General features: G+C 69.3%; 20 protein-coding genes and 1 tRNA gene. 14 read left to right on the forward strand and 7 right to left on the reverse strand.

Annotation, left to right across the window (positions count from 1 at the left end):
• Positions 1 to 25 precede the first annotated feature (25 nt).
• The 8 genes from ACWGIF_RS12550 (at position 26) to ACWGIF_RS12585 (ending at position 9,760) form a co-directional block, all read left to right on the forward strand.
• Positions 26 to 2,311, forward strand: a complete 2,286-nt coding sequence (locus ACWGIF_RS12550) for an FdhF/YdeP family oxidoreductase (RefSeq protein WP_453495117.1) — start codon at positions 26 to 28, stop codon at positions 2,309 to 2,311.
• Between the two features lie 54 nt (positions 2,312 to 2,365).
• A complete protein-coding gene (locus tag ACWGIF_RS12555; protein ID WP_453495120.1) occupies positions 2,366 to 2,878 on the forward strand; it encodes a hotdog fold thioesterase in 513 nt (170 codons plus the stop codon).
• A gap of 179 nt (positions 2,879 to 3,057) precedes the next feature.
• Complete coding sequence (locus ACWGIF_RS12560; RefSeq protein ID WP_453495123.1) at positions 3,058 to 3,468, forward strand: hypothetical protein; 411 nt, start codon at positions 3,058 to 3,060, stop codon at positions 3,466 to 3,468.
• A gap of 541 nt (positions 3,469 to 4,009) precedes the next feature.
• The gene (locus tag ACWGIF_RS12565) at positions 4,010 to 5,242 is read left to right on the forward strand and encodes a branched-chain amino acid ABC transporter substrate-binding protein (protein WP_398564234.1); all 1,233 of its coding nucleotides are present in this window, start codon (positions 4,010 to 4,012) and stop codon (positions 5,240 to 5,242) included.
• Positions 5,243 to 5,350: 108 nt separating this feature from the next.
• The gene (locus ACWGIF_RS12570) at positions 5,351 to 6,283 is read left to right on the forward strand and encodes a branched-chain amino acid ABC transporter permease (RefSeq protein WP_326591535.1); all 933 of its coding nucleotides are present in this window, start codon (positions 5,351 to 5,353) and stop codon (positions 6,281 to 6,283) included.
• A gap of 5 nt (positions 6,284 to 6,288) precedes the next feature.
• The gene (locus ACWGIF_RS12575) at positions 6,289 to 8,013 is read left to right on the forward strand and encodes a branched-chain amino acid ABC transporter permease (protein WP_453495239.1); all 1,725 of its coding nucleotides are present in this window, start codon (positions 6,289 to 6,291) and stop codon (positions 8,011 to 8,013) included.
• A gap of 5 nt (positions 8,014 to 8,018) precedes the next feature.
• On the forward strand, positions 8,019 to 9,047 hold the full coding sequence (locus ACWGIF_RS12580; RefSeq protein WP_453495128.1) for an ABC transporter ATP-binding protein: 1,029 nt from the start codon (positions 8,019 to 8,021) through the stop codon (positions 9,045 to 9,047).
• The gene (locus ACWGIF_RS12585; RefSeq protein WP_453495131.1) at positions 9,044 to 9,760 is read left to right on the forward strand and encodes an ABC transporter ATP-binding protein; all 717 of its coding nucleotides are present in this window, start codon (positions 9,044 to 9,046) and stop codon (positions 9,758 to 9,760) included. Before ACWGIF_RS12580 ends, ACWGIF_RS12585 begins: the two co-directional genes overlap by 4 nt.
• A 72-nt stretch (positions 9,761 to 9,832) precedes the next feature.
• On the opposite strand, the gene ACWGIF_RS12590 is transcribed toward ACWGIF_RS12585, so the two are convergent.
• Positions 9,833 to 10,486: an ANTAR domain-containing response regulator gene (locus ACWGIF_RS12590; RefSeq protein WP_453495134.1), complete on the reverse strand. Its 654-nt coding sequence runs from the start codon at positions 10,484 to 10,486 to the stop codon at positions 9,833 to 9,835.
• 97 nt (positions 10,487 to 10,583) lie between these two features.
• Between ACWGIF_RS12590 and ACWGIF_RS12595 the strand changes: the two genes are divergently transcribed.
• Both ACWGIF_RS12595 and ACWGIF_RS12600 read left to right on the forward strand, forming a co-directional pair.
• Positions 10,584 to 10,658: transfer RNA gene (locus ACWGIF_RS12595), tRNA-Leu, on the forward strand.
• Between the two features lie 109 nt (positions 10,659 to 10,767).
• Positions 10,768 to 11,514 carry a transcriptional regulator gene (locus ACWGIF_RS12600; RefSeq protein WP_453495137.1) on the forward strand — a complete coding sequence of 249 codons (747 nt, stop codon included), beginning with the start codon at positions 10,768 to 10,770 and terminating at the stop codon, positions 11,512 to 11,514.
• A gap of 47 nt (positions 11,515 to 11,561) precedes the next feature.
• Here ACWGIF_RS12600 and ACWGIF_RS12605 read toward each other — a convergent pair whose 3' ends face one another.
• Positions 11,562 to 11,936 (reverse strand): cupin domain-containing protein, encoded by a 375-nt coding sequence (locus ACWGIF_RS12605; RefSeq protein ID WP_453495140.1) that lies wholly within the window; start codon positions 11,934 to 11,936, stop codon positions 11,562 to 11,564.
• A 67-nt stretch (positions 11,937 to 12,003) separates the two neighbouring features.
• On the opposite strand from ACWGIF_RS12605, the gene ACWGIF_RS12610 reads away from it, so the two are divergent.
• Both ACWGIF_RS12610 and ACWGIF_RS12615 read left to right on the forward strand, forming a co-directional pair.
• The gene (locus tag ACWGIF_RS12610; RefSeq protein WP_453495143.1) at positions 12,004 to 12,444 is read left to right on the forward strand and encodes a MarR family winged helix-turn-helix transcriptional regulator; all 441 of its coding nucleotides are present in this window, start codon (positions 12,004 to 12,006) and stop codon (positions 12,442 to 12,444) included.
• Positions 12,445 to 12,584: 140 nt separating this feature from the next.
• Positions 12,585 to 13,121 carry a GNAT family N-acetyltransferase gene (locus ACWGIF_RS12615; protein ID WP_453495242.1) on the forward strand — a complete coding sequence of 179 codons (537 nt, stop codon included), beginning with the start codon at positions 12,585 to 12,587 and terminating at the stop codon, positions 13,119 to 13,121.
• Positions 13,122 to 13,802: 681 nt separating this feature from the next.
• Here ACWGIF_RS12615 and ACWGIF_RS12620 read toward each other — a convergent pair.
• Positions 13,803 to 14,255, reverse strand: a complete 453-nt coding sequence (locus ACWGIF_RS12620) for a MarR family transcriptional regulator (RefSeq protein WP_453495146.1) — start codon at positions 14,253 to 14,255, stop codon at positions 13,803 to 13,805.
• A gap of 62 nt (positions 14,256 to 14,317) precedes the next feature.
• On the opposite strand from ACWGIF_RS12620, the gene ACWGIF_RS12625 reads away from it, so the two are divergent.
• Positions 14,318 to 14,569, forward strand: coding sequence for an EF-hand domain-containing protein (locus ACWGIF_RS12625; RefSeq protein ID WP_453495149.1), 252 nt, complete (start codon positions 14,318 to 14,320; stop codon positions 14,567 to 14,569).
• A gap of 124 nt (positions 14,570 to 14,693) precedes the next feature.
• On the opposite strand, the gene pyk is transcribed toward ACWGIF_RS12625, so the two are convergent.
• Both pyk and ACWGIF_RS12635 read right to left on the reverse strand, forming a co-directional pair.
• The gene (gene pyk / locus ACWGIF_RS12630; protein ID WP_453495151.1) at positions 14,694 to 16,121 is read right to left on the reverse strand and encodes a pyruvate kinase; all 1,428 of its coding nucleotides are present in this window, start codon (positions 16,119 to 16,121) and stop codon (positions 14,694 to 14,696) included.
• A 185-nt stretch (positions 16,122 to 16,306) separates the two neighbouring features.
• Complete coding sequence (locus tag ACWGIF_RS12635; RefSeq protein WP_453495154.1) at positions 16,307 to 17,008, reverse strand: SIMPL domain-containing protein; 702 nt, start codon at positions 17,006 to 17,008, stop codon at positions 16,307 to 16,309.
• Positions 17,009 to 17,136: 128 nt separating this feature from the next.
• Between ACWGIF_RS12635 and ACWGIF_RS12640 the strand changes: the two genes are divergently transcribed.
• Entirely contained in the window at positions 17,137 to 18,936 is a 1,800-nt protein-coding gene (locus tag ACWGIF_RS12640) for a bifunctional metallophosphatase/5'-nucleotidase (protein ID WP_453495157.1), read from the forward strand.
• A gap of 126 nt (positions 18,937 to 19,062) precedes the next feature.
• Here the strand turns inward: ACWGIF_RS12640 and ACWGIF_RS12645 are convergent, their stop codons facing one another.
• Both ACWGIF_RS12645 and ACWGIF_RS12650 read right to left on the reverse strand, forming a co-directional pair.
• Positions 19,063 to 20,472: a lysine N(6)-hydroxylase/L-ornithine N(5)-oxygenase family protein gene (locus tag ACWGIF_RS12645; RefSeq protein WP_453495160.1), complete on the reverse strand. Its 1,410-nt coding sequence runs from the start codon at positions 20,470 to 20,472 to the stop codon at positions 19,063 to 19,065.
• Positions 20,469 to 21,857 carry a pyridoxal phosphate-dependent decarboxylase family protein gene (locus ACWGIF_RS12650; RefSeq protein ID WP_453495163.1) on the reverse strand — a complete coding sequence of 463 codons (1,389 nt, stop codon included), beginning with the start codon at positions 21,855 to 21,857 and terminating at the stop codon, positions 20,469 to 20,471. Before ACWGIF_RS12650 ends, ACWGIF_RS12645 begins: the two co-directional genes overlap by 4 nt.
• Positions 21,858 to 22,062: the final 205 nt, after the last annotated feature.

Consider the following 22,062-nt stretch of genomic DNA (forward strand, 5'->3'; position numbering starts at 1 on the left):
CAAGGACTGTTCAAAGGGGAGCGTCATGGCCACCAAGCCGCCCACAGGTGATCCGGTACAGGACGCGCCGCAGGTCGCGCCCCCGAAACACGCCGCCGCCGGGCTGCCCGCGATCGGCCACACCCTGAAGATCGCCCAGCAGCAGATGGGCCTGGCCCGCACCGCCCGCACCCTGCTCAAGGTCAACCAGAAGGACGGCTTCGACTGCCCCGGCTGCGCCTGGCCCGAGGGCGACAAGCGGCACACCGCCGAATTCTGCGAGAACGGCGCCAAGGCCGTCGCCGAGGAGGCCACGCTGCGCCGGGTCACCCCGGAGTTCTTCGCCGCGCACCCCCTCGCCGACCTGGCCACCCGCTCCGGGTACTGGCTGGGCCAGCAGGGCCGGATCACCCAGCCCATGCTGCTCGAACGAGGGGCCGCGGCGGAAGGCTCCGAGCGGTACGAGGCGGTCAGCTGGGAGCGGGCCTTCGCGATCATCTCCGAGGAGCTGACGGCCCTCTCCTCCCCCGACGAGGCCCTCTTCTACACCTCGGGGCGCACCAGCAACGAGGCCGCGTTCCTCTTCCAGCTCTTCGCCCGCGAGTTCGGCACCAACAACCTGCCCGACTGCTCCAACATGTGCCACGAGTCCTCGGGCTCCGCGCTGAACGAGACCATCGGCATCGGCAAGGGCAGCGTCTCCCTCGAAGACCTCCACCAGGCCGACCTGATCATCGTCGCCGGGCAGAACCCGGGCACCAACCACCCGCGCATGCTCTCCGCCCTGGAACAGGCCAAGTCCGCCGGCGCGAAGATCATCTCGGTGAACCCGCTGCCCGAGGCCGGGATGGAGCGGTTCAAGAACCCGCAGACCCCCCTCGGCATGCTCAAGGGCACCGCCCTCAACGACCTGTTCCTGCAGATCCGCATCGGCGGCGACCAGGCCCTCTTCCGCCTCCTGAACAAGCTGGTCATCGAGGCGGGCGGGGCCACCGACGAGGCCTTCATCCGCGAGCACACCCACGGCTACGAGGACTTCGCGGCCGCCGCCAAGGAGGCCGACTGGGAGGAGACCCTCACCGCGACCGGCCTGACCCGGCCCGACATCGAGCGCGCCCTCGCCATGATCCTGGCCTCCCAGCGCACCATCGTCTGCTGGGCCATGGGCCTCACCCAGCACAAGCACGCCGTCGCCACCATCCGCGAGGTCGTCAACCTCCTCCTGCTGCGCGGCAACATCGGCCGCCCCGGCGCCGGCGTCTGCCCGGTGCGCGGCCACTCCAACGTGCAGGGCGACCGCACCATGGGGATCTTCGAACGCCCCGCGCCCGCCTTCCTCGACGCCCTCGACGCCGAATTCGGCATCACCTCACCGCGCGGGCACGGCTACGACGTGGTCCGCTCCATCCAGGCCCTGCGCGACGGCAAGGCCAAGGTCCTCTTCGCCATGGGCGGCAACTTCGTCGGCGCCACCCCCGACACCGACGTCACCGAGGCCGCGATCCGCCGCGCCTCCCTGACCGTGCACGTGTCCACCAAACTGAACCGCTCCCACGCGGTCACCGGCCGCCGTGCCCTGATCCTGCCCACCCTCGGCCGCACCGACAAGGACGTCCAGGCGGCGGGCCGGCAGTTCGTGACCGTCGAGGACTCCATGGGCATGGTCCACGCCTCCCGCGGCAACCTCGCCCCCGCGAGCCCCCACCTGCTCTCCGAGCCCGCGATCGTGGCCCGGATGGCCCGCGCGGTCCTCGGCCCCGCCTCCACCACCCCGTGGGAGGAGTTCGAGCGGGACTACGCGTCGATCCGCGACCGGATCGCCCGCGTGATCCCCGGCTTCGAGGACTTCAACGCCAAGGTGGCCCGCCCCGGCGGCTTCCAGCTCCCCCACGGCCCCCGCGACGAGCGCCGCTTCCCCACGAAGACCGGCAAGGCCAACTTCACCGCCGCGCCCGTGGAGTACCCCACCGTTCCGCAGGGACGGCTGCTCCTGCAGACCCTGCGCAGCCACGACCAGTACAACACCACGATCTACGGCCTCGACGACCGCTACCGCGGCATCACCGGCGGCCGCCGCGTCGTCATGGTCAACCCCGCGGACGCCGCGGAGCTGGGCCTGGCCGACGGCTCCTACACGGACCTGGTGAGCGAGTGGAAGGACGGCGTGGAGCGGCGCGCGCCGGGCTTCCGCGTCGTGCACTACCCGACCGCCCGCGGCTGCGCGGCCGCCTACTACCCCGAGACCAACGTGCTGGTCCCGCTGGACTCCACCGCCGACACCAGCAACACCCCCGCGAGCAAGTCCGTCGTCGTGCGGTTCGAGCCCGCCTGATAGAACGACCTCAGCACACGCAGGTTAACGAGCGTTGACGAACGGAGCGGGCCCATGGGTCAGCAGCACGCTGTGAAGTTTCCGCAGGACGTACTCGACGAGTACGCGGCCCTGGGCATCGACCTGCCCGCGCTGTTCTCGGCGGGCGACCTCGGCGAGCGGATGGACATCCGCATACTGGAAGCCTCGGCCGAGCGGGTCGTGGCCACCATGCCGGTCAAGGGCAACACCCAGCCCTACGGACTGCTGCACGGCGGGGCCTCCGCCGTACTGGCCGAGACCCTCGGCTCCATCGGCGCGATGATGCACGGGGGCATCACCAAGATCGCCGTCGGCGTCGATCTGAACTGCACCCACCACCGGGGCGTGCGCTCCGGCACGGTGACCGGCCTCGCCACCCCCGTGCACCGCGGCCGCACCACCACCACCTACGAGATCGTGATCAGCGACGAGCAGGACCGCCGCGTGTGCACCGCCCGGCTGACCTGCCTGCTGCGCGACGTCGACCAGGTCGCCGGCGCCCCCGCCGAGGCCCCTGAGGCTCCCGGGGCCCCCGCGGGAGCCTGAACCCGGCCCCGGCGCACCACTACCATCACGCAGGCCCGGACCCCGCCCCACGGCAGCGGATCCGGGCCTGCGCCCGTTCTCGGACCCTCCGCACCCGGCAACCACCCGGAATCCGCCAGTCCGCACGCTGACCCGCGCCACCTGTTGTGTCACCGATGGTGACCGCCTACCGTCCCCTCATGGGGACCATGCCACGCACGGCCCGGTACGCCGCCCACATCCTCCTCGCGGCGCTCGCCCTGACCGGTTGCTCACCCTCCGCGCCACCCCCAGCGGCGGGCTCGGACACCCCTCCCACCGGCCCTTCCGCCACCCCTTCCTCCCCCGCGCAGATCTGCACGGCCCTCGTGTCCTACTGGGCGAAGGAGACCCTCAAGGGCTCTTCGTGGTCCGGCCTCGACTGGGAGCAGAAGGGCCTGTCGAACGGTCAGTACGCGATCCACGAGGACGCCGTCGCCGCGGGACGCGCCGAGGAACGAACTGGCGGGCGGGAAAAGGCACTTGAACTGATCGACCGGTTCGTGGCCCAGCGCTGCACCGCACAGGACGGTGCGACCCGGGAGCCCGGAGAGCCGGCGCCCCCTACGTGACCGGGGTCACCGGATTCCCGAGTGCACTGTCCGCCTTCCGGGCAGATCACCCCGCCCGGCCGAAGCGCAGGTGGGAGGCCATGTCGGCCGGCGAAGCAAGATCCACCTGGCGCGAAGCCACCACCTCGACCATTACCCACCGTAATGACGATGTCGTATGGAATCCGCCTTTTCCCTCGAGAATGACCACCCGGCGGATTCTTTCGCATACACACGGCCACATTCGGCTGAATTTGATCTAAGACAGGTGCATGGAGGCCTCAAGCACCTTAGGGGAACAGGTATTTCTCAGGATGCGGACACAATTCCCCGTCGTTAATGTCCGGTTTGTCCACACTCCCGCCTCACATTCTTGGCCTTGGCATAACAAGAGCGTCACATCCTCCTTTTGCCGCTCCCCGTGCTCGCCACCTCGGGCCTAGAGTCACGGCCAGTCACCGCGCCTCAGAGCGCGAATCAGCACGGCCGTGGACCTCCCAGTGCGGCCCGGCGACCTAACGGCACCTCGACAGAGGCAGCCGCGCCAGGGAAAGGAAGAATCGTGCGACACCGTTCTTTGCTCGTCCTCACCACCGTGATCACCACGGGAGCACTGACCCTCACCGCTTGCGGATCGCGCGACGGAGGCACCAAGGACAACGGCGGCGGCAAGAAGACCGTCGTCGTCATCGGCGTCGACGCCCCGCTCACCGGTTCGCTCTCCGCGCTCGGCCAGGGCATCAAGAACTCCGTCGACCTCGCGGCCAAGACGGCCAACAAGAACAACGAGGTCCCGGGCATAGAGTTCAAGGTCGAGGCCCTCGACGACCAGGCGGTCCCCGCCTCCGGTCAGGCCAACGCCACCAAGCTCGTCGGCAACAAAGACGTCATCGGCGTCGTCGGCCCGCTGAACTCCGGCGTCGCCCAGCAGATGCAGGGCGTCTTCGCCTCCGCCAAGCTGGCGCAGGTCTCGCCCGCCAACACCAACCCCTCGCTCAGCCAGGGCGACAACTGGGGCAAGGGCGAGTTCAAGCGCCCCTTCGACACCTACTTCCGCACCGCCGCCACCGACGTGGTCCAGGGCAAGTTCGCCGCCCAGTACCTCTTCAAGGACGCCGGCAAGAAGAAGGTCTTCATCGTCGACGACAAGCAGACCTACGGCGCCGGCCTCGCCGCGATCTTCGCCGACGAGTTCAAGAAGCTCGGCGGCGAGGTCGCCGGCACCGACCACGTCACCGTGAAGGAGACCGACTTCTCCTCCACCGCCGACAAGGTCAAGTCCTCCGGCGCCGACTCCGTCTACTTCGGCGGCCAGTACCCCGAGGGCGGCCTGCTCGCCGACCAGATCAAGAAGACCGGCGCCAACATCCCCCTCATGGGCGGCGACGGCATCCAGGACCCCGCCTTCATCAGCGCCTCCGGTGAGGCCAACGAGGGCGACCTCGCCACCTCCATCGGCTACCCGGTCGAGAAGCTGGACACCGCCAAGAAGTTCATCGAGGACTACAAGGCCGAAGGCTACAAGGACCCGTACGCCGCCTACGGTGGCTACTCCTACGACGCCGGCTGGGCCGTCATCCAGGCCGTCAAGGCCGTCGCCGCCGCCAACGGTGGCAAGCTCCCCGACAACGGCCGCGCCGCGGTCGTCGAGGCACTCGCCAAGGTCTCCTTCGACGGCGTGACCGGCAAGGTCGCCTTCGACCAGTACGGCGACACCACCAACAAGCAGCTCACGGTCTACAAGGTCGAGGGCGGCAAGTGGGTCGACGTCAAGAGCGACACCTTCAACCAGTAAGCCCGTAGTCCCCAGCACCACCCGTAACACCTGAACCATCATCGCGCGAGGGCGCAAACAGCGCCCTCGCGCGGAGTCTTATCCGACACGCTCATCGGAGGCCCTGCGGTGCACGAACTGCCGCAACAGCTGGCCAACGGCCTGGCCCTCGGTGCTCTCTATGGCCTCATCGCCATCGGGTACACCATGGTCTACGGCATCGTCCAGCTCATCAACTTCGCCCACGGCGAGATCTTCATGATCGGCGGCTTCGGCGCGCTCACCGCCTACGCCATCCTCCCGACCGGCACCTCCCTGCTGATCGCGATACCCGTCATGATCGTCGGAGGTGCAATAACCTCCGTCGCCGTGGCCTGCGCAGCCGAACGCTTCGCCTACCGCCCCCTGCGCAGCGCCCCCCGGCTCGCACCCCTCATCACCGCAATCGGCCTCTCGATCGCGCTCCAGCAGCTCGTCTGGCAGTTCTACCCGGACGCCAAGAAGGCCGTCAGCTTCCCCGAGTTCACGGGCCCGGCCTTCAAGATCAGCGACACCCTGGCGATCCAGCGCGCGGACCTCTTCGTCCTCATCCTCGCCCCGCTCTGCATGCTCGCCCTCGGCGTCTTCGTCCAGAAGAGCCGCAGCGGCCGCGCCATGCAGGCCACCGCGCAGGACCCCGACACCGCCAAGCTGATGGGCATCAACACCGACCGCATCATCGTCATGGCCTTCGCCATCGGTGCCGCGTTCGCCGCCGTCGCCGCCGTCGCCTACGGCGTCGACAAGGGCCAGATCAACTTCGAGATGGGCTTCATCCTCGGCCTCAAGGCCTTCACCGCAGCCGTCCTCGGCGGCATCGGCAACATCTACGGAGCCATGGTCGGCGGCGTCGTCCTCGGACTCGCCGAAGCACTCTCGATCGCCTACATCGAAGAGATCCCCGGCATGTCGCAGCTCGGCGGTGGAGCCTGGTCCAACGTCTGGGCGTTCGTCCTCCTCATCGTCGTCCTCCTCGTGCGGCCCCAAGGCCTGCTCGGCCAGCGCGTCACGGATCGGGCGTGAGAACCATGACCACCATCACCACCCCGCAGACCGACACGGTGAAGCAGGGCCCCGCGCCCACCACGCTCCTCTACGCGGTCATCGCCGGCAGCCTCCTGGCCATCGTCAGCGCCTACCTCGCGTGGACATGGACCGCCGACTTCCCCGGCGACCTGACCTACTACGGCAGCCCCGCCGGCCTCCAGATGATCACCCTCGTCGGAGCCGCCCTCACCGCCGCCCACGCGCTCTCCGCGCTCGGCGTCAAGGGCCTCCGCTGGCTCACCCCCGCCGGCTCCCGCAAGGCCATCTGGTTCCTCGCCCTCGGCAACCTCGCCGCCACCTGGTTCACGGTCCTCGCGATCTGCTTCGTCCTCGGCGGAGTCGTCAACCTCGAACCCGGCGCCTACGTCGCCCTCGTCGGCTCGCTCATCCCGGCCCTCGCCGCGTACAAGCTCCCCGACGACACCCGCAAGGCGGCACCCCCCGCCAAGCAGCTCCCCTCCTGGGCCGAAATCCTCGTCATCACCGGCGTCTTCGCCCTCGGCCTCTTCGTCATCACCTTCGGCATCGACACCGATGACAAGGAACCGCAGCTCTTCGTCGCCTACCTGATCACCGTCGGCTTCGCGGCCCTCGCCCTGACCAAGTCCGGCCTCAAGGACCGCCTCGGCCTCATCACCGCGAAGAACCGCCAGGTCACCCTCATCGGGACCGCGGCCGCAGCGATCGCCTTCCCCTTCATCCAGCAGAGCGGCGACACCTACACGCTCATCGCGGTCAACATCCTGATCTTCGCGACCGTCGCCCTCGGCCTCAACATCGTCGTCGGCCTCGCCGGTCTCCTCGACCTCGGATACGTCGCCTTCCTCGGCGTCGGCGCCTACGCCGCCGCCCTGGTCTCCGGCAGCACCGCCTCCGCCTTCGGCATCCACCTCCCCTTCTGGGCAGCGGTCATCGTCGGCGCCATCGTCTCGCTCGTCTTCGGCGTGGTCATCGGCGCGCCGACCCTCCGCCTGCGCGGCGACTACCTCGCCATCGTCACCCTCGGCTTCGGAGAAATCTTCCGCATCGCCATGGGCAACCTCGACGGCACCTCCGGCCCCGACATCACCAACGGCCCCAACGGCATCCCCAACATCCCCCACCTCGAAATCCTCGGGTGGAACTTCGGGGAATCCCACGAGGTCCTCGGTGTCACCCTCGGCGCCTACGCCAACTACTACTTCCTGATGCTGCTCGTCATGGCACTGGTCGTAGTGGTCTTCGCCCGAGCCGGCAACAGCCGCATCGGCCGCGCCTGGGTCGCCATCCGCGAGGACGAGACCGCCGCCGAAGCCATGGGCATCAACGGCTTCAAGGTCAAGCTCATCGCCTTCGCCCTCGGCGCCACCCTCGCCGGCCTCGCAGGCACCGTCCAGGCACACGTCAACACCACGGTCGTCCCCGAGAACTACGTCTTCGCCGGGCCCGTCCCGCCGAACTCCGCGTTCCTCCTCGCCGCCGTCATCCTCGGCGGCATGGGCACCATCCGCGGCCCCATCCTCGGCGCCGCACTCCTCTTCCTGATCCCGGCGAAGCTGGCCTTCCTCCAGGACTACCAGCTCCTCGCCTTCGGCATCGCCCTCATCCTGCTCATGCGCTTCCGCCCCGAAGGCCTCATCGCCAACAAGCGCGCGCAGCTCGAGTACCACGACGACACCGCTGACCAGGCCCCCACGGACCTGGCCACCGCCAAGGCGGGGGCGTGAACATCATGACGACCACCACAGACACCACCACCAAGACCACGGTTCTCGAAGCCAAGGGCGTCACCATGCGCTTCGGCGGCCTCACCGCCGTCAAGGGCGTCGACCTCCAGGTCAACGCGGGCGAGATCGTCGGACTCATCGGCCCCAACGGCGCCGGCAAGACGACCTTCTTCAACTGCCTCACCGGGCTGTACGTCCCCACCGAGGGATCCGTCAGCTACAAGGGCACCGTCCTGCCGCCGAAGCCCCACAGGGTCACCGAGGCCGGCATCGCCCGCACCTTCCAGAACATCCGGCTCTTCCACAACATGACCGTGCTGGAGAACGTCCTCGTCGGACGCCACACCCGCACCAAGGAAGGCCTCTGGTCCGCCCTGCTGCGCGGCCCCGGCTTCAAGAAGGCCGAAGCCGCCAGCGAAGCGCGCGCCATGGAACTCCTCGAGTTCATCGGCCTCGAGCACAAGGCCGAGCACCTCGCGAAGAACCTCCCCTACGGCGAACAGCGCAAGCTCGAAATCGCCCGGGCCCTCGCCAGCGACCCCGGCCTCATCCTCCTGGACGAGCCCACCGCCGGCATGAACCCGCAGGAAACCCGCGCTGCCGAAGAACTCATCTTCGCCATCCGCGACATGGGCATCGCCGTACTCGTCATCGAGCACGACATGCGCTTCATCTTCAACCTCTGCGACCGCGTCGCCTGCCTCGTCCAGGGCGAGAAGCTCATCGAGGGCACCGCGTCCGAGGTCCAGGGCGACGAGCGCGTCATCGCCGCCTACCTCGGCGAACCCTTCGAAGGCGACCCGGGCGCCGCCGAGGACGCCGAGGTCGTGGCGGCGGAAGCCGCCGCGGCTGCCACGTCCGCCGACGCAGAGGCCGAGGCTGACGCGGACACGGACGCCGACGCCGACGCGAACGCCGAACCCGAGGCAGACGCCGACGCCGACGCGGAGCCCGAGGCCGACGCCGACACTCCGGCCGACGCCGACGCGGACAGCACCACCAGCACCACCAGCACGGAAGGAGAGGCCAAGTGACCGCACTGCTCAAGGTCGAGGACCTCAAGGTCGCCTACGGCAAGATCGAAGCCGTCAAGGGAATCTCCTTCGAAGTCAACGAAGGCGAAATCGTCTGCCTCGTCGGCACCAACGGCGCCGGCAAGACGACCACCCTGCGCACCCTCTCCGGGCTCATCAAGCCCAAGAGCGGCAACATCACCTTCGACGGCCAGCCCCTCGCCGCCGTCCCCGCCCACAAGATCGTCTCCCTGGGCCTCGCCCACTCCCCCGAGGGACGCCACATCTTCCCCCGGCTGACGATCGCCGAAAACCTCCAGCTCGGCGCCTTCCTGCGCACCGACAAGGACGGCATCGAGAAGGACGTCCAGCGCGCCTACGAGATGTTCCCCATCCTGGGCGAACGCCGCAAGCAGGCCGCCGGCACCCTCTCGGGCGGTGAGCAGCAGATGCTCGCCATGGGCCGCGCGCTCATGTCCCAGCCCAAGCTGCTCATGCTGGACGAGCCCTCCATGGGCCTCTCCCCGCTGATGATGCAGAAGATCATGGCGACCATCAAGGAGCTCAAGGCCGCAGGCATGACGATCCTGCTCGTCGAGCAGAACGCCCAGGCGGCGCTCTCGCTCGCCGACACGGCGCACGTCATGGAGATCGGCAAGATCGTCCTCTCCGGCACCGGCCGGGACCTCCTCCACAACGAGGACGTCCGCAAGGCCTACCTCGGCGAAGACTGATCCGAAAACGTGTGAGGCCCGCCTCCCCTCGGGGGGAGGCGGGCCTCACGCACGTCCTGCGGCGACTACGCCCTACTTACCGCTTTCCTTCTTCTTCGCCTCGGCGTCCTCGATGACGACCTCCGCGACCTGCTGCATGGACATCCGACGGTCCATGGACGACTTCTGGATCCAGCGGAACGCGGCCGGCTCCGTGAGCCCGTACTGCGTCTGCAGGATGCTCTTCGCCCGGTCCACCAGCTTGCGGGTCTCCAGCCGCTGGGAGAGGTCCGCCACCTCCTGCTCCAGCGCGCGCATCTCGGCGAAGCGGGAGACGGCCATCTCGATGGCGGGCACCACGTCGCTCTTGCTGAACGGCTTCACGAGGTACGCCATGGCCCCGGCGTCCCGGGCCCGCTCCACGAGGTCGCGCTGCGAGAACGCGGTGAGCATGAGCACGGGGGCGATGGACTCCTCCGCGATCTTCTCGGCCGCGGAGATCCCGTCCAGGACCGGCATCTTCACGTCGAGGATGACCAGGTCGGGCCGGTGCTCGCGCGCGAGCTCCACGGCCGTCTGCCCGTCGCCGGCCTCGCCGACGACGGAGTAGCCCTCTTCTTCGAGCATCTCTTTGAGGTCGAGACGGATGAGCGCCTCGTCCTCGGCGATGACGACGCGGGTCGTCAGCGGCGGAACGTGCGGCTGGTCGGCGTCGGGCGTGGGCGTCGACTCGTGCTCGGCGGTCACGGGGGCTCCTCTTTGCGGGGCATAACAGCTCCCCCGAGCCTACCCAGCTCCTGTAAGGTGGTGTCACGCAGGGTTCCCGGAATCCTTCGTTTCTTAGGCCCCAGTACTCCAACTGGTCAGAGAGGCCGCTCTCAAACAGCGGACAGTGTGGGTTCGAATCCCACCTGGGGCACCTTTCCTTGAATTCCAAGGTCACGTTCACCCGAATGAGCCTCGCCCTTTCGGGGGAATGTGCCGCAATGTGGACGCACCGTCAGAGCATTTTGCCCACTGTCGCCCACATGTACGATCTGGCGACTCGGCGGCTCGCTCTAGCCCTTCTCAGCGACGGCCGCAGCATGAACTCGGTGAGCAAGGAGACGGGAATATCCCGATCCGCCATCCGCGCCTGGCAGGTCCGCATCGACCCGCGCCCCCGGCTCAATCAGGCGGCGGCGTGCACCGGCCCGGCCGACCCCGTCGCATACGCGTATCTCCTCGGCCTCTACCTCGGTGACGGCTGCATCAGCCCGCACCCACGCGGTGGCCACCACCTCCGCATCGCCTGTGCGGACGCCTGGCCCGGACTCATCGAGCGATGCCGTGCGGCAATCCTCGCCGTCCGCCCCTGGGACAAGGTGTATGTGTTGCAGCGTCAGGGGTGCGTCGCCGTCACCACTTACGGGCGGCACTGGACGTGCCTGTTCCCGCAGCACGGCCCCGGGAAGAAGCACGAGCGGCGCATCGCCTTGGAGGACTGGCAGCAGGAGATCGTGGACGCACATCCCTGGGAATTCGTCCGGGGACTCATCCACTCGGACGGGTGCCGGACGATCAACTGGACCACCCGAGTGATCGCCGGCGTGAAGAAGCGCTACGAGTACCCCCGGTATTTCTTCACCAACCGGTCCGCGGACATCACGGGGCTGCTGACCGGCACGCTGGACCGGCTCGGCATCGAGTGGAAACAGGCGAACGCCTGCAACGTCTCCATCGCCCGACGGGAGTCCGTCGCGCTGATGGACGCCCACATCGGGCCCAAGTACTAGACGGCGTCCAGCCTGCCGCTGTTTGGGCCTGGAGGTCCGCTGTGCGCCTAATGCGTCCAGGGCGGCGTGATGGTGCTGCCGTCGGCCAGTTCGGCGCTGAGTCCGGCGCGGGTGGTGACCCACATGTGCGCGGGTTGGTCTGTGGTGTTGGCGACCCCCAGCTCGGAGCCTGCCGGCGCCACCGCCGCGTCGCCGGGGCCTAGTTCGGCGGTCTCGCCGCCGATGGTCAGACGGAGGCGACCGGACAGGACGTAGAAGGTCTCCTCGTGGCTGATCGTGTGGGCCGGGCCCGCCGTTCCGGCCGGGATCTCGGTGCGCCAGGCGGCCAGGTCCCGGCTGCCCGTGCCGGGGCGGACGTAGGAAACGAAGCGGGCACCGTGGATTTCGTGCACGACGGCCTCGTCGCTGCGGATGAAGGGCATGCGCGCCTCCTTGTCGACAAGAAACTTGTCTATAAAGACAAGCAGCTTGACGAGTTATAGTCAACCCATGGATGACGCTCTCGCCTTCTCCGCGCTCGTGCTGGCACTCTCCGGACAGTTGGTGCAGGAGATCCACGCTCGTGTGTCTGAGCAGGGATTCGAGGACCTGCGGCCTGCGCACGGCTTCGCCTTTGCCCGCATCTCCCTGGGCGGCGCCACTACGGCCGTCCTTGCCGAGCACCTGGGGGTGACCAAGCAGGCCGCCGCCCAGCTGGTCGAGGAGCTGGTGCGCAAGGGGTATGTCGTGCGGCATCCGCACCCCCACGATGCGCGCGCCCGGCTCTTGGGGTTGACCGAGGCCGGCTGGGCCGCCACCCGCGCCGCCGATCAGGCGGCGCGGGCTGCCGTCGCACCCTGGCGAGAGGCGTTGGGTGAGGCGCGCTTCGGTGAACTCGTCGCCGATCTGACCCGGCTGACGCCTCCGGGGCCGATCCGGCCGGCCTGGTGAGCCGGGAAGCTCCTGGCGTGGGTTGTCGCACCATCCAATGGGGGTGCGTGGGGTGTTGACGACGCGCGGCGGGGTGGGGGCGGACCGTGCAACCCGCAGGGCTTTTCGAAGCCGCTTACTAGGCTGCGACCGTGAACGACATGACAGACGGCATACGGATCAGGCCGGGCGGGCCGGACGACGCGGTGGCGATCGTGGGGATGCTCGACTCCGCGGTGGCCTGGATGAACGCGCGGGGCAATACCGAGCAGTGGGGCACGGTTGCGTATTCGGAGAGGCCTGGTGGGGTGGAGCGGGTCGGGCGATACATGACGGAGAACGTCCCGTACATCGCGGAGTTGGACGGGGTGCCGGTCGGCGCGCTGGTGCTGGATTCCGGGCCGAGCCCGCAGATGCCGATCGCGCCGGCCGGGGAGCCGGAGCGGTATGTGCGGCTGCTGGTGTCCGATCGGCGGTACGCGAGTCTCGGCGTCGGGGCCGCGCTGCTGGCCCATGCGGCCGAGGTGACCCGGCGGGCCGGGGTGGGGCTGTTGCGGGTGGATTGCTGGGCGGGTGGTGGTGGCGGCCTGGTCGCTTTCTACGAGCGCAACGGGTTCGCCCTCGCCGAGGCGTTCCTGGACGGGGAGTGGCCGGGTCAGGTGCTGGCCCGGCGGGTCCGGCCAGGTGGGAAGACGTAGGCGCGCTTGTCGAACCTCGGCGACGCGGCGCGGGAGTTCTTCGGGGCGTTGGTTCCGCCACGGCACCCCGTGCGTGAGCCGATGCTGAACCAGTCACGTGATCCGCGGGGCAGCACGGGAGTTCCAGGAGGCGTTGCTGCAGCTCTTCACGCCGCCGCGGATATGGGCGAACGAACTTCGGCCCGGCCGTCACTGGTATGCCGCAGCCGGTCCGGTTCCGGCCGACGGTGAGTGCGGCCCTGCGCTGCGAAGGAGCTGATCGCACTACGGGTGGGGGATGGCCGTGTATGGTCGCGCGACGCGGTGGGCAAGGTCCTCAAGGTCGCGCGTGTGCACTCTGTGCCATGCCGGTCGGGGGGCCTGCCGGCGGCGTGCGAGGAGACCGGTCGGGGCCGCGTGCGGGCGCCCGGAGCGCCGTGGCGTTGACCAGGGTGCAGGGCAGGGTCACGTCGTAGAACCCGAACACCGGTCACACGTCGGACAGTTCGGCGCCGGGCAGGTCGTGTACTGCCGAGTCGGCCGGGGGCGGCGCCTCGGGGAGGGGCGCGGGCACGGGCGTCTTCCCGGGCAGGTGGCGGGGGGGCGCGGCAGCGGCCGGGTTCGGGGGCGCGGGAAGGCCCGTTGGCAGCTGTCGCGGTTCTGGGGAGGGGGTCGGTCGCCGGTTCCCTGGGGTGGGCGGTGCTAGGGGAGGTCGGAGCCGCCGAGGTTGGCCACGAGGCGGCGCAGGACGTCGATGGTGGCGGCGTACTCGGTGTCGGAGATGCCCTGTCGCATGCGTGTGTGGGCGTTGGCGTTGCGGTTGTGGGCGCGAGTGCGGCCGGCTTCGCCTGCTTCGGTGAGGGTGAGGCGGTCGTCGGTCTCGGTGATCCAGCCGCGGGTGGTGAGGTCGGTGTAGAGGGCTTCGAAGTCGGTGTTCTGGTCGTCGAAGGGGGCGAGCTTGGTGGTGAGGGTGGTGCGGGTCCATGTGCCCGGGGTGGCGGCGATGTGGTTGAGGGTCCACCAGTGGGGCTGGGTGAGGGATTCTTCGGCGAGGGCGGTGCGGATGCCGCCGGTGGCGAGGTTGGCGGCTTCGCGGGTCCAGTAGCCGATGGGCTGGGCGGCGAGCTGCTCTTGGGAGTATTCCTTGATCGTCATGTGGTGACCGTATGACCTGGAGTTAGGTTGAGGTCAAGGGTGAACGATGAAGGGGTTCTGTGATGAGCGAGAAGGCCCGCAAGCTGTTCGGGGCGCTGGATCTGAATGACGACGGTGAGCTGACCCGTGTGGAGGTGATATCGGCTCTGCGGTCGAAGGGGCCGACGTTGGCCGCGCGGGGTGATCTGCCGTTTTGGGGGGTGGGGGACGTGGATGCGTCGTCGGCGCTTTTCGATGCGGCGGATGCGAACGGGGATGCGGTGTTGACGTTCGAGGAGTTCGCCGCTGTGGTCGATCGTCGTTTCGGCTGGTAGCGGGTTTCACGGTGGGGTGCGGGTGACCGCGTCGGGCGGGTGGGGCCCCTTGAGTGTGGGGGTTGCCCGACGCGGTGTGTCGCGTGCGTGTGGTGCTGTGGCCGCGGCTGCCGCGGCGGGCGGTCTAGCGGACTGCGTCGCCGATGTGGTGGATGCGGACGAGGTTGGTGGATCCGGTGACGCCGGGGGGTGAGCCGGCGGTGATGACGACGACGTCGCCGGGTACGCAGCGTCCGATGCGCAGGAGTTCTTCTTCGACTTGGGCGACCATGGCGTCGGTGGAGTCGACGTGGGGGCCGAGGAAGGTTTCGACGCCCCAGGTGAGGTTGAGCTGGGAGCGGGTGGCGGGGTCGGGGGTGAAGGCGAGGAGGGGGATGGGTGAGCGGTAGCGGGAGAGCCGGCGGACGGTGTCTCCGCTCTGGGTGAAGGCGACGAGGAATTTGGCGTCGAGGAAGTCGCCCATTTCGGCGGCGGCGCGGGCGACGGCTCCGCCTTGGGTGCGGGGTTTGTTGCGTTCGGTGAGGGGTGGGAGGCCCTTGGCGAGGATGTCCTCTTCGGCGGCTTCGACGATGCGGGACATGGTGCGGACGGTTTCGACGGGGTATTTGCCGACGCTGGTTTCGCCGGAGAGCATGACGGCGTCGGTGCCGTCGATGACGGCGTTGGCGACGTCGGATGCCTCGGCGCGGGTGGGGCGGGAGTTGTCGATCATCGAGTCGAGCATCTGGGTGGCGACGATGACGGGTTTGGCGTTGCGCTTGGCGAGTTTGACGGCGCGCTTCTGGACGATGGGGACGTGTTCGAGGGGCATTTCGACGCCGAGGTCGCCGCGGGCGACCATGATGCCGTCGAAGGCGGCGACGATGTCGTCGATGTTGTCGACGGCCTGGGGCTTTTCGATTTTGGCGATGACGGGGAGGCGTCGGTCTTCTTCGTCCATGATGCGGTGGACGTCCTGGATGTCGCGGCCGCTGCGGACGAAGGAGAGGGCGATGACGTCGGCGCCGGTGCGCAGGGCCCAGCGGAGGTCTTCGATGTCTTTTTCGGAGAGGGCGGGGACGGAGACGGCTACGCCGGGGAGGTTGAGGCCTTTGTGGTCGGAGACCATGCCGCCTTCGATGACGCGGGTGTGGACGCGGGGGCCGTCGACTGCGGTGACTTCGAGGGTGACGCGGCCGTCGTCGACGAGGATGCGTTCGCCGGTGGTGACGTCTGCGGCGAGGCCCTTGTAGGTGGTGCCGCAGGTGTGGCGGTCGCCTTCGTGGTCTTCGACGGTGATGGTGAATGCGTCGCCGCGTTCAAGGAGTACGGGTCCTTCGCGGAAGCGGCCGAGGCGGATCTTCGGGCCTTGAAGGTCGGCGAGGATGCCGACGCTGCGGCCGGTCTCGTCGGAGGCCTTGCGTACGCGCTGGTAGCGCTCCTCGTGTTCGGCGTAGGTGCCGTGGCTGAGGTTGAAGCGGGCGATGTCCATTCCGGCTTCGACCAGGGCTTTGATCTGGTCGTATGAGTCGGTTGCGGGGCCCAGGGTACATACGATTTTCGCTCGGCGCATGAGGCGAGCGTATTCCCCTACCAGGGAGTAGGTAATCGCTTCCGGGTGTCCTCTCAACAACCTTTGAGCAAAAGGTTGTTGACAACTGTTGAATGTGCATGGGGGTGCTCTGATGAGCACCCCCGGGGCGCCGTTTTGCGGGCTCGGAGCGGGTTCTGCGGAGCGGGTTCTGCGGAGCGGCTTTTTCAGAGTTGTGGCGGGGTCATGGTGAAGCGGGCGTTCACCTGGGCGTGGACGGTCTGCCGCTGGGGTTCGAGGTCGAGCGGCGGGGGGCCGGCGTCCTCTGCTGCGCTGAAGGCCATGGTGCGCATTCCGGCGCCGGGGGCGGCGGCGAAGGGGGCGGCGTTCTCGGCGCCGAGGTCGGCGAGTTCGACGAGGGCTGCGAGGCGGGCGCCGAGGGCTTCGGCGTATTCGCGGGCGCGCTGGACGGCTTCGAGTACGGCTTGGCGGCGGGCCTGGCCGTGTGCGGGTGAGGTGGGGCGCAGGGCCCACCAGGGGCCGTCGACCTGGGTGAGTTCGAGGTCGGCGAGGCGGGTGGTGAGTTCGCCGAGGGTGGTGAAGTCGCTGAGTTCGGCGGTGAGGTGGACGCGGCCGTGGTAGGCGCGGATGCGTTCGGCGCGGCCGTGGCGGGTGAGTTCGGGGGTGATGGAGAAGGAGCCGGTCTCGAGTTTTTCGACGGGGTCGCCGTAGCTCTTGATGAGGTCGAGGACGGCGTTGTTGCGGCGGGTGAGGTCTTCGAGGGCGCTGCGCCGGTCGGTGCCGCGGGCGCTGACGGTGATGCCGATGCGGGCGATCTCCGGGTCGACTTCGATGCGGGCTTCGCCGCGGACTGCGACGCGGGGTACTTCGGGGGTTCCGTAGGGCTGGTGCGATGCGTCCTGGGTCATGTCTTCACTGTCGCACTGTCGCTCGCACGGGTGTGGTCATCGGATCGAAACCTGGCGGGGGTGTTGCCGCGAGTTGGCGGTGGGTCAGAATCTACGCGCGTTGTTCAGGCCTTGAAGAGGGAGATGGCATGGCGTTCGACCGCAGGACGTTTCTGGGGACCACGGCTGCGACCGGGGCGGCCGTGGCGTTGACGGGGGCCACGAGCACCCCGGCTTCCGCCGCGCAGGAGGCGAAGGGGCCGCGGCCCCGGACGTATGCGTTCACGGTGATGGGCACGACCGACTTGCACGGGAATGTCTTCAACTGGGACTACTTCACGGACAAGGAGTTCGACGACAAGGCGCACAACGACGTCGGTCTGGCGAAGATCTCGACGCTGGTGGATCAGGTGCGGGCGGAGAAGGGGCGGTGCAACACGCTGCTCATCGACGCGGGTGACACGATCCAGGGCACGCAGTTGTCGTACTACTACGCGAAGGTGGACCCGATCACGGCGCGGCGGGGCCCGGTGCACCCGATGGCGCAGGCGATGAACGCGATCGGGTACGACGCGGCGGCGCTGGGCAACCACGAGTTCAATTACGGGATTCCGGTGCTGCGCAAGTTCGAGGAGCAGTGCGACTTCCCGCTGCTGGGGGCGAACGCGCTGGACGCCAAGACGCTGCGGCCGGCGTTCGCGCCGTACAGCATGCACCGGCTGCGGACTCCGCACGGGCCGGATGTGAAGGTGGCGGTGCTGGGGCTGACGAACCCGGGGATCGCGCTGTGGGACAAGGCGAACGTGCAGGGGAAGATGACGTTCCCGGGGTTGGAGGAGCAGGCGGCGAAGTACGTGCCGCGGCTGCGTTCCATGGGTGCGGACGTGGTGATCGTGTCGGCGCATTCCGGGTCGAGCGGGACGTCGTCGTACGGGGATCAGCTGCCGTACGTCGAGAATGCGGCCGCTCTGGTGGCGGAGCAGGTGCCGGGGATCGACGCGATCCTGGTGGGGCACGCGCACACGGAGATCGCCGAGTACCGGGTGCAGAACAAGGCGACCGGCAAGGACGTGGTGCTGTCGGAGCCGCTGAAGTGGGGGCAGCGGCTGACGCTGTTCGACTTCGAGCTGACGTGGGCGAAGGGCCGCTGGTCGGTGGCGAAGGTCGCGGCGAAGGTGCTGAACTCCAACACGGTGGCCGAGGATCCGAAGATCACGCGGCTGCTGTCGGACGAGCACCGCAAGGTCGTGGCGTACGTGAACCAGGTGATCGGTACGTCCACGCAGGCGATGTCCTCGGCGGAGGGGCCGGTCAAGGACGTGGCGATCATCGATCTGATCAACCATGTCCAGGCGGAGACGGTGAAGGCGGCTCTGGCGGATACGGAGTGGGCGTCGCTGCCGGTGCTGTCGCAGGCTTCGTGCTTCTCGCGGACGGCGGCGATCCCGGCCGGGGAGGTGACGATCAGGGATGCGGCGGGTCTGTACCCGTTCGAGAACACGATGGAGGCGCGGCTGCTGACGGGTGCGCAGCTGAAGGATTACCTCGAGTACTCGGCGCGGTACTTCGTGCGGACGGCGTCGGGTGATGCGGTGGATCCGGCGAAGCTGACGAATGCCGAGGGCATCCCGGACTACAACTACGACGCCGTGTACGGGCTGGCGTACGACATCGACATAGCGCAGCCGGCGGGTTCGCGGATCTCGGGGTTGTCGTTCCAGGGGAAGGCGGTGGATCCGGCGGCGCAGTTCGTGCTGGCGGTGAACAACTATCGGGCGTCGGGCGGCGGGAACTTCCCGCACGTGCCTCAGGCCAGGCAGCTGTGGTCGAATTCGGACGAGATCCGCAACACGATCATCCAGTGGGTGAAGGCGAAGGGGACGATCGACCCGGTGCAGTTCGCGTCTGTGGACTGGCGGCTGACGCGGGCGGGCGTGCCGGTGTTCTAGTCGTCCGTTGGCGGGGTGTGCGGCCGGGGTCTGCTGTGGCGGGTCCCGGCCGTCTGCGTGGGGGGCTGCAGGCGGCAGGGTGAGCGCCGCAGCCGGGTGGGGCGGGTGTGGTTGTGGGGCGGGCGGTCAGGGGTGTTCGACGAGCGGGAGCAGTTCGCCTGCCGGGCGGGGGCGGGTGTGTTCCCGCTGTTCGAGGCCGAAGGTGGTGAAGGCGGTGCGCTCGGGCTGGGGGTAGGGGTTCTTGCCGGTGAGGGTGTTGAGGATGGCGGCGCTGCGCCAGGCGGCGAGGCCGAGGTCGGGGGCTCCGACGCCGTGGGTGTGGCGTTCGCCGTTCTGGACGAAGACGCTGCCGGTGACGGTGGGGTCGAGGATCATCCGGTATTGGTCGTCGATGCGGGGGCGGCCGGAGGAGTCCTTGCGCAGGTAGGGGTCGAGGCCTGCGAGGAGGCTGTCGAGGGGGCGTTCCCGGTAGCCGGTGGCGAGGACGACGGCGTCGGTGGTGAGGCGGGAGCGGGCGCCCTGTTCGACGTGTTCGAGGTGGAGTTCGACCTTGGTGGTGGCGACGCGGCCGGCGGTGCGGACGCTGACTCCGGGGGTGAGGACGGCGTCGGGCCAGCCGCCGTGGAGGGTTCGGCGGTAGAGCTCGTCGTGGATGGCGGCGATGGTGTCGGCGTCGATGCCCTTGTGGAGTTGCCATTGGGCGGGGACGAGCCGGTCGCGTACGGGTTCGGGGAGGGAGTGGAAGTAGCGGGTGTAGTCGGGGGTGAAGTGTTCGAGGCCGAGCTTGGAGTACTCCATGGGGGCGAAGGAGGGGGTCCGGGCGAGCCAGGTGAGGCGTTCGCGGCCGGCGGGTCGGGCGCGGAGCAGGTCGAGGAAGACTTCGGCGCCTGACTGGCCTGATCCGATGACGGTGACGTGGTCGGCGCCGAGGATGCGCTGCCGGTTGTCGAGGTAGTCGGCGGAGTGGATGACGGGGACGGTGGGGGCTGCGGCGAGGGGGCGCAGGGGTTCGGGGATGTAGGGGGCGGTGCCGATGCCGAGGGCGAGGTTGCGGGTGTGGGTGCGGCCGAGGGCTTCGGCTTCGCCGGCGGAGTCGAGCTGGGTGTAGTCGATTTCGAAGAGGTCGCGTTCGGGGTTCCAGCGGACGGCGTCGACCTGGTGGCCGAAGTGGAGTCCGGGGACGCGGCCGGCGACCCAGCGGCAGTAGGCGTCGTACTCGGCGCGGTGGATGTGGAACTGCTCGGCGAAGTAGAAGGGGAAGAGTCGTTCCTTGTGCTTGAGGTAGCTGAGGAAGCTCCAGGGGCTGGCCGGGTCGGCGAGGGTGACCAGGTCGGCGAGGAAGGGGACCTGGAGGGTGGCTCCGTCGATGAGGAGGCCGGGGTGCCAGCGGAAGTCGCGGCGCTGGTCGTAGAAGGCGGTGGCGAGTTCGCCGGCTCCTTGCTGCGGCAGGCCGTGGGCGAGGGCCGCGAGGGACAGGTTGAACGGGCCGATGCCGATTCCGACGAGGTCGTGGGGTGCATCGAGCTGGGCGGTCATCGGTGGGTTCTGCCTTCCAGGAGGGCGATCAGGGTGTCCAGGTCCCCCGCCGTGGTGTGCGGGTTGAGCAGGGTGGCTTTGAGCCACAGGCGGCCGTCGGCGTGGGTGCGGCCGAGGACGGCGCGGCCTTCGTGCAGGAGGGTGCGGCGCAGGGTGGCGAGCTGGTCGTCGTCGGCGTGGGTGGGCCGGAAGAGGACGGTGCTGATGGTGGGTGCCGCGTGGAGTTCGAAGCCGGGGTGGGCGTCGAGGAGGCCGGCGAGCTGCTGGGCGAGTGCGCAGGTGCGGTCGATGAGGTGGGCGAGGCCGTCGCGGCCCAGGGAGCGCAGGGTGGTGGCGATCTTGAGGGCGTCGGGGCGTCGGGTGGTGCGCAGGGAGCGCCCGAGGAGGTCGGGCAGGCCGGCTTCGGTGTCGTCGGTGGCGTTGAGGTAGTCGGCCTGGTGGGCGAGGGGGGCGAGCAGGGCGGTGTCGGGGACGGCGAGGAGTCCTGCGGCGACGGGTTGCCAGCCGAGTTTGTGGAGGTCGATGGTGAGGGAGTGGGCGCGGCCGAGTCCGGCGAGTTTGTCGCGGTGGCGGGGGCTGAGGGCGAGGAGGCCGCCGTAGGCGGCGTCGATGTGGAGGTCGGCGCCGTAGCGGTCGCAGAGGTCGGCGATGTGGTGGAGGGGGTCGATGAGTCCGGCGTCGGTGGTGCCGGCGGTGGCGGTGACGAGGGTGGGTCCGGGGGTGGCGGCGAGGGCGCGGGCGAGGTCGGCGGGGTCGAGGGTGCCGGTGGGGGTGGGGAGGGTGGTGGCGGGCGGGAGGCCGAGGAGCCAGGCGGCGCGCGGGACGGAGTGGTGGGCGTTCGCTCCGTGCAGGACGGTGAGGCGGGGGCCGTGGCGTTCGCGGGCGAGGAGGAGCGCGAGTTGGTTTGCTTCGGTGCCGCCGGTGGTGACGAGGGCGTCGGCGTGGGGGGTGTCGTAGAACTCGGCGGCGAGGGTGCGGGTGAGGAGGGCTTCGACGGCGGAGGCGGCGGGGGCCTGGTCCCAGGAGTCGAGGGAGGGGTTGAGGGCGCTGGCGGCGAGGTCGGCGGCGGCGGCGACGGCGAGCGGCGGGCAGTGCAGGTGGGCTGCGCAGAGGGGGTCGGCGGGGTCGGCGGCGCCTGCGGCCAGGGCGTGGACGAGGGTGCGCAGGGCTTCGTGGTCGCCGGTTCCGTGGGCGGGCAGTACGTCGCCCAGTGCGGCCTGGACGTGGGCGGCCTGGGCGTCCGGGCCGCCGGCGGGCAGGGGGCCGCCGCGGGCGCGGGCTCCGGTGTGCAGGGCGTCGAGGACGGTGTCGATGAGGGGCCGCAGGGCCGTGGGGCCGTTGGCTCCGCCGGCGAGTGGGGGCGGTGGGCCGGGCGACGCGGTCATCGGGTCCTCCGGGGGTGGCCGGGTGCGGGGCGGGCACCCGGCCAGTACAACGATCAGACCCGAATGGGGTAACCGCCGGGGTTTGTCCGTGTTTTACGGTCGATCCCGTTCGGGTTACCCGCCCGTCGGGTGCGGGGCCCGGCCGGTCTCGGCCCGGCCCCGCATCTCAAGTGCCGGCGGGGCTTCGGGACCGGTCTCGGCCCCG

It is taken from the genome of Streptomyces sp. NPDC054849 (assembly GCF_053610945.1).

Bases quoted from the DNA above. Each gene is read 5' to 3' on its own strand.
- ACWGIF_RS12550 (WP_453495117.1), top strand. From the start codon at position 26: ATGGCCACCAAGCCGCCCACAGGTGATCCGGTACAGGACGCGCCGCAG.
- ACWGIF_RS12555 (WP_453495120.1), top strand. From the start codon at position 2,366: ATGGGTCAGCAGCACGCTGTGAAGTTTCCGCAGGACGTACTCGACGAG.
- ACWGIF_RS12560 (WP_453495123.1), top strand. From the start codon at position 3,058: ATGGGGACCATGCCACGCACGGCCCGGTACGCCGCCCACATCCTCCTC.
- ACWGIF_RS12575 (WP_453495239.1), top strand. From the start codon at position 6,289: ATGACCACCATCACCACCCCGCAGACCGACACGGTGAAGCAGGGCCCC.
- ACWGIF_RS12580 (WP_453495128.1), top strand. From the start codon at position 8,019: ATGACGACCACCACAGACACCACCACCAAGACCACGGTTCTCGAAGCC.
- ACWGIF_RS12600 (WP_453495137.1), top strand. From the start codon at position 10,768: ATGTACGATCTGGCGACTCGGCGGCTCGCTCTAGCCCTTCTCAGCGAC.
- ACWGIF_RS12605 (WP_453495140.1), bottom strand. From the start codon at position 11,936: ATGCCCTTCATCCGCAGCGACGAGGCCGTCGTGCACGAAATCCACGGT.
- ACWGIF_RS12610 (WP_453495143.1), top strand. From the start codon at position 12,004: ATGGATGACGCTCTCGCCTTCTCCGCGCTCGTGCTGGCACTCTCCGGA.
- ACWGIF_RS12615 (WP_453495242.1), top strand. From the start codon at position 12,585: ATGACAGACGGCATACGGATCAGGCCGGGCGGGCCGGACGACGCGGTG.
- ACWGIF_RS12620 (WP_453495146.1), bottom strand. From the start codon at position 14,255: ATGACGATCAAGGAATACTCCCAAGAGCAGCTCGCCGCCCAGCCCATC.
- ACWGIF_RS12625 (WP_453495149.1), top strand. From the start codon at position 14,318: ATGAGCGAGAAGGCCCGCAAGCTGTTCGGGGCGCTGGATCTGAATGAC.
- pyk (WP_453495151.1), bottom strand. From the start codon at position 16,121: ATGCGCCGAGCGAAAATCGTATGTACCCTGGGCCCCGCAACCGACTCA.
- ACWGIF_RS12635 (WP_453495154.1), bottom strand. From the start codon at position 17,008: ATGACCCAGGACGCATCGCACCAGCCCTACGGAACCCCCGAAGTACCC.
- ACWGIF_RS12640 (WP_453495157.1), top strand. From the start codon at position 17,137: ATGGCGTTCGACCGCAGGACGTTTCTGGGGACCACGGCTGCGACCGGG.
- ACWGIF_RS12645 (WP_453495160.1), bottom strand. From the start codon at position 20,472: ATGACCGCCCAGCTCGATGCACCCCACGACCTCGTCGGAATCGGCATC.
- ACWGIF_RS12650 (WP_453495163.1), bottom strand. From the start codon at position 21,857: ATGACCGCGTCGCCCGGCCCACCGCCCCCACTCGCCGGCGGAGCCAAC.